This window comes from Ruegeria sp. YKSD163, assembly GCF_059612905.1.
Genome location: NZ_JBXWRM010000031.1, coordinates 24,669 through 34,225 on the forward strand (window position 1 = coordinate 24,669; position 9,557 = coordinate 34,225).

5 protein-coding genes are annotated in these 9,557 nt (G+C 56.1%); 4 read left to right on the top strand and 1 reads right to left on the bottom strand.

What is annotated here, in order from left to right; genetic code table 11:
• Positions 1-183 precede the first annotated feature (183 nt).
• Genes AC2FNA_RS22825 through AC2FNA_RS22835 form a run of 3 tightly spaced genes read left to right on the top strand, consistent with a single transcriptional unit; the run spans position 184 to position 5,086 of the window.
• Positions 184-1,566, top strand: coding sequence for a TolC family protein (locus AC2FNA_RS22825; protein WP_496830552.1), 1,383 nt, complete (start codon positions 184-186; stop codon positions 1,564-1,566).
• Complete coding sequence (locus tag AC2FNA_RS22830) at positions 1,563-3,764, top strand: type I secretion system permease/ATPase (RefSeq protein ID WP_496830554.1); 2,202 nt, start codon at positions 1,563-1,565, stop codon at positions 3,762-3,764. Before AC2FNA_RS22825 ends, AC2FNA_RS22830 begins: the two co-directional genes overlap by 4 nt.
• Positions 3,764-5,086: an HlyD family type I secretion periplasmic adaptor subunit gene (locus tag AC2FNA_RS22835; protein ID WP_496830556.1), complete on the top strand. Its 1,323-nt coding sequence runs from the start codon at positions 3,764-3,766 to the stop codon at positions 5,084-5,086. Before AC2FNA_RS22830 ends, AC2FNA_RS22835 begins: the two co-directional genes overlap by 1 nt.
• 2 nt (positions 5,087-5,088) lie before the next feature.
• Here AC2FNA_RS22835 and AC2FNA_RS22840 read toward each other — a convergent pair whose 3' ends face one another.
• Complete coding sequence (locus AC2FNA_RS22840; RefSeq protein WP_496830557.1) at positions 5,089-7,257, bottom strand: CHASE2 domain-containing protein; 2,169 nt, start codon at positions 7,255-7,257, stop codon at positions 5,089-5,091.
• 337 nt (positions 7,258-7,594) lie between these two features.
• Between AC2FNA_RS22840 and AC2FNA_RS22845 the strand changes: the two genes are divergently transcribed.
• On the top strand, positions 7,595-9,557 hold a 1,963-nt coding region (locus AC2FNA_RS22845), incomplete at its 3' end, for a tandem-95 repeat protein (RefSeq protein ID WP_496830558.1).

The window sequence follows — 9,557 nt, forward strand, 5'->3', positions numbered from 1 at the left end:
GATGCGGAGGCCGAATTTTCTCGGCAAGTAGTGACGCTCGCCGTCAATCTTCACGAAAACCACATCAACATGCCACTGAAAGTGCGGTCTGGATCGCAGTCTTTCTGCCCGCCGACACCGGATTTGAGATGCTAAATGTTAATTTTTATGTATCTTTGGTGGATGTGAATAGGGACGACTTTGATGATACGTACCATTTTTTCCGCATTAATCCTATCTTTCATGCTTGTCGAAAGCATTCCCTCTGCAGCCGCGCACGAATTGAGGAAATCGGTTCAGGTTGCGCTGTCTTCGAACCCGACGATCAAGGCGCATGATGCCGCTGTCCGAACCGCCGCGCTTGAACTGCTTGAGATGCGCGGGACATATCTTCCAACGGTTTCCGTTTTCGCGGGCTTGGGGCCGGAATACGTGGATGATCCAAACGGGCTGTCTGTTGTCGACAATGCACGAACAAAGACATCAAGAGAGATCGGCCTGGTAGCGAGTCTTCCTCTTTTTGACGGATACAAAAGGGCTAATACCGTTTTCACCCGCGCCGCTCAATTGGACCGAACCATGTTCGAATATCTTGATGCCTCGGAAACGATGGCACTGTTAGTCGTGCAGGCCCACATGGACATTGTGCGCAACCAGAATATCCTAGCGACAGCCAACGATCACCTCGATCGCCATCTGGATATCGCCCGACGTGTTACAGAACAGGTTTCGGGTGGAAAGCTTCCGCTTAGCGACCAGTTGCAAGTGGAAAGCCGGGTCGAGACACTGCGCATCACCATCAGCGAGATTTCGAACGAGTTGGAGATGTCCCGCTCTCGCTACAGAGAACTGGTAGGGACACCGAACGTACCTGGATTGAATGCTGCGGGTCTTCCAAGTTTGCCGCCGAGCCTTGACGCCCTTATTGCATCCAGTGTCCAGAACAATTTCCGAGTCAAGCAGGCTCAGGCAAATGTCGATGTCAGGAGGTTTGAAAAGTTTACCAACGAAGCGGAATATTTGCCGAAGGTGAACCTGAGGGCTGGCGCCTCGGTCGGGGCAGATCTCGACGGTGCGAGCGGCAACGAAAATCGCTCGTTCATCAGTATCGACCTCGACTGGAAACTCTTCAATGGCGGGCGCGCCGAACGCAGGGCAGCGTTGCTAGAACGTCAGAATGAAGCCCTGTATCTTCGGATGGCCACCATGCGTGAAGTGCAGCAAATTGCCGAAAACGCTTGGTCAAGTTATCAGTCTAGCCAGAGAATAGCGACAATCGCCGCCAAGCAGGTGGCCCTAAACAATGACCTGGTTGAGCAATACACCCTGGAATTCCAGCTGAACACGCGCAGCCTGCTTGACCTGCTCATTGGCGAGACCGAGTTGTTCCGATCTCGCATCGAGTTGATCAACGCAAAAGCGGGAGCCACCTTCAACGCCTATCGCATGCTCGCGGCGCAAAGCAGGCTAGCCCAGTATTTTGGCATCGACAGTACGGGAGAAGCACTGCTGCTGGCAGTACAGGCGAACGAGTCGCAAAAACCTTTTGACGTCATTGATCGGGCGGTGCCGATCATGAAGAGATGAATGAGAATACAAGCAGGGACGAGGCCCTTGACGCCGAAGACGCTAAAAGCCCGTCCCATGGAGCAAGCGAACAAACGAGTTTGCGGCTGCTGCAATGGTTCGCCGAGTTTTACGTACGGCCATTCACTCCGACTGCTGTCATGTCTAGACTTCCTGCTGGCGCAAACCTCGACGACCCCGAAGATCTGGAATTGGCTCTGGCAACCCTTGGGTTCCGAACGCGATTACATCGTACCAAGCTCCGTCATCTCGACCCGGTCGTATTGCCATGCATAGCATTCGACCTCCGCAACAAGCCACTGATAATAAACACGATAGACAGCAAGAACCGAACTGTGACCACTCGGCAGCCAGGTTCGGAAACTAATGAAACCCAAACTCTGCGAATAATCGAAGGGCGCATTAAGCCTGATCTTCTGCTGGTCACTCCGCAGGAAGATGAGAACGCTCCCTACCGCGCGACCTACGCCGACGATACGCAAGCACCCGGCTCATCTTGGTTCTGGAGGCCTGTGCGCCGGAACTGGCGGGGCTGGCTCCATGTCACGATCGCCACTTTGCTGATAAACCTGATGGGGTTGGCGCTCCCGCTGTTTGTCATGAACGTCTATGATCGCGTGATCCCCACATATTCGACCATCACCCTTTGGACGCTGGCCGCTGGGGTCTGCATCGCGATCGGCCTGGACCTGTTGCTGCGCCAGATCAGGACCAGCCTTCTGGAACAGATCAGTCGGCGCGTTGATATGCAAATCGCATCAGATCTGTTTCGTCAGGTCATGAACATTCGGCTGACAGCACGACAGATCGGCGCTGCCGGACTGGCGTCACTGGTTCGGGAGTATGAATCGATCAGGGAACTGTTTGCTTCTGCATCCTTTATCGCTGCGGTCGATTTCTTGTTCGTCGGCGTCTTTATCGGGACGCTCTTTCTTATCGTGGGACCGCTGGCCTACGTGCCGCTATTTGCGATTTTCATTACCCTGACAGCTGCTGTTTTGGCGCAAATCCCGCTGGCACGCGCGGCGAAATCATCAATCGAAGTGGAATCCCGTCGTATGGGTCTGCTGTCCGAAGCGTTGTCCGGCGTGACCACGATCAAGACGCTGAATGCCGAACATATAATGCAGCGGTATTGGGAGGAAGCGGTTGCGGCCTCCACCCGTTTGAGAAGCTATTCGCGCATCTGGGCCAATTTCACCCAAAGCGTGACCATCGCGACTCAGCAGTTGACCAGCGTCGGGATCATCCTTTGGGGCGTCTACCTTGTTATCGAAGGCGACGTAACCATCGGCGGGCTGATTGCCGCCAACATTCTGTCCGCGCGCGCATTGGCGCCTCTTGCGGCCATTGCTCAGACCATCTTCAGGCTGCAATACACGCGCAAATCAATGCACGCCCTTGACAGCCTAATGGCCGCCCCTGTCGAACGGAGCGCAGTGGTGCGATCGAACCTGCGAGTTCGCAAGGGAGCGATTAGCCTAAGAGACGTTACCTTCAGCTATCCAGGCAGTAGCGTAACCGCCCTGAACGGGCTCAGTCTCGTCATCTCCCCAAGTGAAAGAGTCGCGGTTTTGGGGCGGGTTGGCTCGGGCAAGTCGACCTTGGGCATGATGCTGTCGGGTCTGATAGTGCCTGACTCTGGCACGTTACTGATCGACAACCATAATCTGAGCCAGTTCGACCCGTCAGAGCTGCGTGAAGGGATCGGGTATCTGCCCCAGACCTGCGAATTCTTAACCGGAACTCTCCGCGACAACCTGCTGACCGGTCGACCGAACAGCAGCCAGTCCGAAATCGAACGGGCGCTCTATCTTTCCGGGCTCGACGAATTCGTTTCTGCGACCCCGGAAGGGCTGGAGTTGAACATCGGAGACCGGGGCATGCGGCTGTCTGGTGGACAGATGCAAGCCCTCTCCCTGGCGCGTCTTTTGTTGCGCCAGCCAAAGCTTCTTTTCCTCGATGAACCGACAAATGCAATGGATCAGGAGATGGAGATGCGGGTGTGCCGCCGGCTGAGCGAAGACCTGGACCGGGCGACAGGATTGATTCTGTGTACGCACCGACAACCGGTTGCAGCCGTCGCCGACCGATTTGTCGTTCTGGACAAAGGCAAAATCGTGCTTGACGGTCCCCGCGAGCAAGTCTTGACCTCGCTACGCGGTGGCACGGCACCCGAACAGCGGGCGGATGCGTAATGTTTGGACAGCGCATCGAAGCAACCTACACAAACCGACCCAACTCGATGGGACAAAGGGCCGGTAGCGCACTATCGCGTCGGCTGCTGCTTCTGATCGCTGCAGCAGTCGGCGTATTCCTCTATTGGGCCAACTCAAGCGAGATCGAGGAATACACACGCAGCGATGGCCAGGTGATCCCGTCGAGTAAGGTCCAGATTGTTCAGAGCCTGGAAGGTGGAATCGTGCAAAGCATCGACGTTTCCGAGGGGGACATGGTCCAGAAGGGTGATGTGCTCATGCAGATTGATGATACCCGTTTTTCTTCCGAGATGGGCGAACTGAAGCAGCGCCACAGCGCCCTGACGGCGGAACGGTTCCGTCTCGTCGCCGAGTCGAACATGGCGGATGATCTGGCATTCCCGGAGGACCTGGTCAGCGCGAACCCCCGGGCCACCAGAGCGGAACAGGAACTGTTCTTCATCCGCAAGCAACAATTAGCGCGCGAGTTGGATGTCTTGTACGACCGGCTCTCGCAACGGCAAAGCGAACTTGCCGAGTTGGAAGCGCAGCAACTAAAACGGAACAAAATGGTCGAACCCCTAAGGGAGGAGGTGGAGTTGGCCACCAACATGACGCGCTCTGGCGTGTTTCCCAAGATCGAACTGTTGCGTCTGAACTCGCAATTGGCGGCACTAGAGGGTGACCTGGCGATAGGCGAGGCGACCAAAGTACGGCTCCGGTCAGCGATTACTCAAGCCAGATCCGAAATCGAGGTGGCGCGTTCCGGATACCTGTTGACCGCGCGGCAGCGGATGGCGCAGTTGCAGCTAGAGCTCTCCGTTGTCGAGGAAACCCTTCGTGCCGCCAGTGACAGGGTCGCCCGAACCATGATAAGAGCGCCACTACGCGGCACGGTGAACGCACTGTCGATAAACACGCCCGGCGCCGTGGTCGCTCCCGGCCAACCGCTTGCCGAAATCGTTCCTGCCGACGATGGCCTGATCATCGAAGCCTACCTGCGACCAACCGATGTCGCGTTTGTGAAACCTATGGCCGAGGTCTCGATCAAGATTACGGCATACGACTACCTGATCTACGGTTCCTTGACGGGTCGCGTCGCGCGGATCGGTGCAGACACCATCACCGCGGACGACGGCGCGGAGTTTTTCAAGGTAGTCGTGGAAACAGACCAGAGTTACCTTGGGTCCGCAAACGATCCATTGCCTATTTCTCCAGGAATGGTTGCCAAAGTCGACATCCTCACAGGCAGGAGAACCGTGATGGATTATCTGCTCAAGCCGATACGGCGAGCCCAATATGAGGCCATGCGAGAACGCTGAGGTTACTTTTCCAAAGCATCGTAGACCCCACCCCAATCGGGATCTTCCGGCAACTTGGCCAGCCGTGCAGAGCGTTTTTTGAACAGAGCGCAATAATCCTGCAGGTCCAGATCTAGGCAGGCAGCCTGGCGTTCCAGTTCCGCGATGAGTTCCAGTGCTTTCTGCCATTGCCCTGTGCGATAGGCAGCCAGCATGTCGACACCAACTTCGGACAACGCCTTGAACCCATCTGTGCCTGCCAGTCGCTCCCCCCCCATCACACCATATATCCGTTCCGGTTCTGTCTTGCCTTTGACCCGAATAAGGTCGAGTTCAAGCAACGCGAACTCGCCATCGACGATCTGGGCAGTTCTCTCGCCGATGATGATCGACATTCCGTAACGCTTCGTCTGTCCCTCTAGGCGGGACGCCACGTTCACCGTATCCCCCAGCGCCGTATAGTCGAAGCGGCTGCGGCTTCCCATATTCCCGACGAAGCAGGGACCTGTATTTACCGCGACTCCGATCTGGATTGGATGATGCGCGGTGCCTGGAACGCTGGACTCCATCCTGCTTCGGTTGAACTCATCCACGGCACGGACCATTTCCAGAGCGGCATGACAACTGGCGCGTGGATGATCCTTCGCCTCTAGCGGAGCGTTCCAGAAGGCCATCACTGCGTCCCCCATGAACTTGTCGATCGTGCCTCCGGAGTTCAAAATCGGTTCGGACATCACCGTGAGAAGCTCGTTCATCAACTTGGTAAGTCCCTGGGGGTCATCGCGGAACCCTTCCGACAACGTCGTGAATCCGCGCACATCGCTGAACAGGACGGAGAGGTCGCGGCGTTCTCCTCCCAGTTTTAGGGCGTCCATGCTGTCGGTCAGCTGCGCTACAAGAGCAGGCGTCACGTATTGACCAAAGGCGTTCCGGATACGGTTCCTGCGACGTTCTTCGCGCAGGTAGTTGGTGCTGGACATCAACATCACGGTCAGCATCGTCGCGGCGATCGGAAAGGTAGGATCGACCAACTCGCCGTGCCAAAAGAACATCAGATAGGCGTAGGTTCCATAGGCAGATACCAGCACCAGAGTGCTTATGATCAAGACACCGGCGTGCAGCATGGGCGCAAGCGCAATGACAAGAATGGTCAGCGCCGCCGCAGTTATCAGTTCCTTCCCGTCGGCGGTATTCTCGCGTTTCAGCAGTGTGCCCCCGAGGACGTTTTCGAGCAACTGCGCATGGATTTCGACCCCGGCCATCGGCACACCCAATGGTGTTGCGCGAAAATCCTCCAGACCAATGGCGGAAGTTCCGACCAGCACCAGATGCCCAGCCAAACGATTTTGCGGCACCCTGCCTTGCAGCAGGTTTGCGGCAGAGACGAAGCGGTTCGGATCTGAGGCCGAAAATCGCGTCCAGACCGTGCCATCGCCTTGGGTTCTGATCACCTGCCCCGCAACCACGACGCCATCTATCCCCGCATCGTTGGACCGAATGGCAAAGGCGTCGCCTCCCGTCGCGACACGCAAAAGCTCCAAAGAAAGACTGAGTCGCAACGCGCCCTCGACCATCATTACAATCGGGACACGTCGATAAATTCCATCCGCGTCGGGCAGAACTGTAAATACCCCGCGGCCCTGTGCGGCCTCGTTCAGGATTGGCAAGTTCTGAACCAGTTCTGGAAACTTCAGCAGGTAGGGTTTTGGATCCGGGCCGATGATCGCATGCGGGACTTTTTGTATGTCCCTCTCGACCTCGGAAGCTTGCAAGCCGCTCCGCACACTCGTTTCACCCAGCACAACGCGATTGCGGGAAAAAGACCGTGCAAGAACCGCGTCGTTGCTGGGTAGTTGCATCAGCTGGGACCGAATTTCATTCGAAATGCTGGGGTTGTCGACCGCGACCGAACCTGGAGACAAACGGTCAGGCTCCGAAAATACTATGTCGAAGGCCATCGCGGCAGCACCCGCTTGAAACACCCGATCCGTCAGCTCCGCGATCGTCGTTCTTGGCCATGGCCACTGGCCGACTTCTTTCAGGCTACGGTCGTCTATGTCCAGAATTACAACTGGATATGGTGTAATCTCGCGGGGGTTCAGACGTTGGAACTGATCAAAGGCCTGCAAGCGCAACCGCTCGACGAAGATCGGGTCGACGATCCGCAACCATAAGAGAGCAAAGACGAGCAAGAACCCCGAGAGGCGGCCCCAACTGAATTTTCTCGCTCTCCAAAACGCCACGACCTTGATCTTCCGTTCTCTCCCGCCTGACGAAAGGCAGCGCCCCCCTGACTCTTGCCGAACGCTGTCTATTGTTCATCCTACGCATATTTTTTCGAGCCCAACAGAAAATTGAACGAATATTCCCCTCAAAAGCTCTTGTTTTTCCCCGATTATTGTTTCTCTTAGGCCGAATCGCGCGGTTATGTTAACCTTTTGAAACATATTTTCTTTGCAGCGGAGCTTGATCATGGTTCGAGCGACGGCGGAATTTGATATAAGTCCACAGCATTCCCTCGGGCAAATCTTGCATGCGGAAGACGGCCCGATATTTATTCCTGCCGACCTGAAACTTTTCACTGCTGACTTCGTCAAGGTCGGTTCAGACTTGCACATTGTCGACACAGAAGGGCAGTCCCTTAGAGTCATTAACTATTTTTCCGAAGTTGACCCGCGCGACCTGATCTCCTTCGACGGTGGAGTTCTGCAAGGCGGGACCGTTCGCCTGTTGGCCGGCGCGGGCCTTGACTCCTTCGTGGCTCAAGTCGGCACCGCGCAAGGTTCCATACCCATCGGCCAGGTTGAACTGGTATCGGGCGGCGCACGGGTTCAACGGCTCGACGGGTCGGTGGATGATCTGAGCATCGGCACCAAGATCTATGCCAACGAAGTCCTGCTGACCGATAGCGATGGGCGCCTCTCCGTCACATTTGCCGACGGCACGATCTTTTCGCTTTCCGAATCGTCTCGCATGGTGATCGACGAACTCGTCTACGAACCCGAGGGAACCGACAACAGCGGAAAGTTCAACCTGATAAACGGAGGTTTCGTTTTCATAGCCGGACAGGTGGCCAAGACTGGAGACATGGATGTCACCACGCCGGCAGCGACCATGGGCATCCGCGGCACGAACGTGTCGGCCCTGCTTTCGAAAGTCGAGGAAGTCACGCGGCTGACAGTCGCGCTGAACTACGACCCGGACGGGCGGCTTGGAATAATCGACGTCTTTGATCTCAACAACAACCTGATCACAACCATCACAGCCACAGATACAGCGTGGCTCATCTCTTCGGTCGAAGGCATTGCAATGGAACTGCCCCGCGCCGTAGGTGATGAAGCTGAAGATACGGACCTTGTTGCCGATGCTCTGGCTGCCTTCGCGGCAGCCCAACAGCGCCTTCTCAACGGCGAAAACTACGTCGAGATCGGATCGCACAATTTCAACCTTACGCCGTCCGGTCCTCAGATCGATGACTTGAACCTACCCTCTGGACCAAATCAGGTTCCAGAAAACGACGACTTGAATTTTAATGACGATTCAAGAGGGAACGCTCCGTTTGATGAAGGCAGGCTCGCGCCTCAAATCGACAATGTCCGGGACCCTTTTCAAGCACCAGAACCTCAGGATCTGGTCGTAACGGGAAACGAGGATGCTGGAGACGACACCCCGATAGAAGGACGAATTTTATTTGACTCCGGATCGGTGCTCTTGGGAACTTTTTCGGTGCAAGCTTCGCCGGAACATGGTGCAGTCGTACTTTCAGTTGACGGATTTTTTACCTACACTCCAGAACCAAACTTTTTTGGCATCGACGCTTTTACTTACAATGTCGTTTCAAGCGGCGGAACAGTTCTCTCGGGCACAGTTACAATCAATGTGCTTGCCGTGAATGACGTACCGGATGTTGTTCCGGATCGGTTCACAATAGACGAAGACGGTACTGTCTCGGGCTCAGTTCTCATCAATGACAGCGACATAGACGGCGATGAACTCTTCGTAACCATTGCGACCACACCTGAGAACGGATCGCTGGATATCTCTCCGGACGGATCGTTTTTGTATACACCGAACCCGAATTTTTTCGGCACTGACACCTTTGTTTATACAGTCTCGGACGGCAATGGCGGGTTTGCGTCCGGCGTCGTTAACGTCACCGTCACCCCGGTCAACGACGCCCCCGTCGCAGGTAACGACAGCGTCACCACCGCAGAGGACACCGCACTCACCTTCGACCCGCGGATTAATGACATTGATGTCGACGGTAACCCGCTCTCCCTCACCTCAGTCACCCGGCCTGCCCATGGCAGCGTCGCGATCACACCCGACGGCAGCCTCATCTATACGCCCGACGCTGAGTTCCATGGAACCGACAGCTTCTCCTATACCGTTTCCGACGGCGAAGGCGGCACCGACGAGGGCACCCTCACCCTCACCGTCGCATCCGTCAACGATGCGCCGGTGGCGAACAGCCCGATCCCGGACCAGGCGG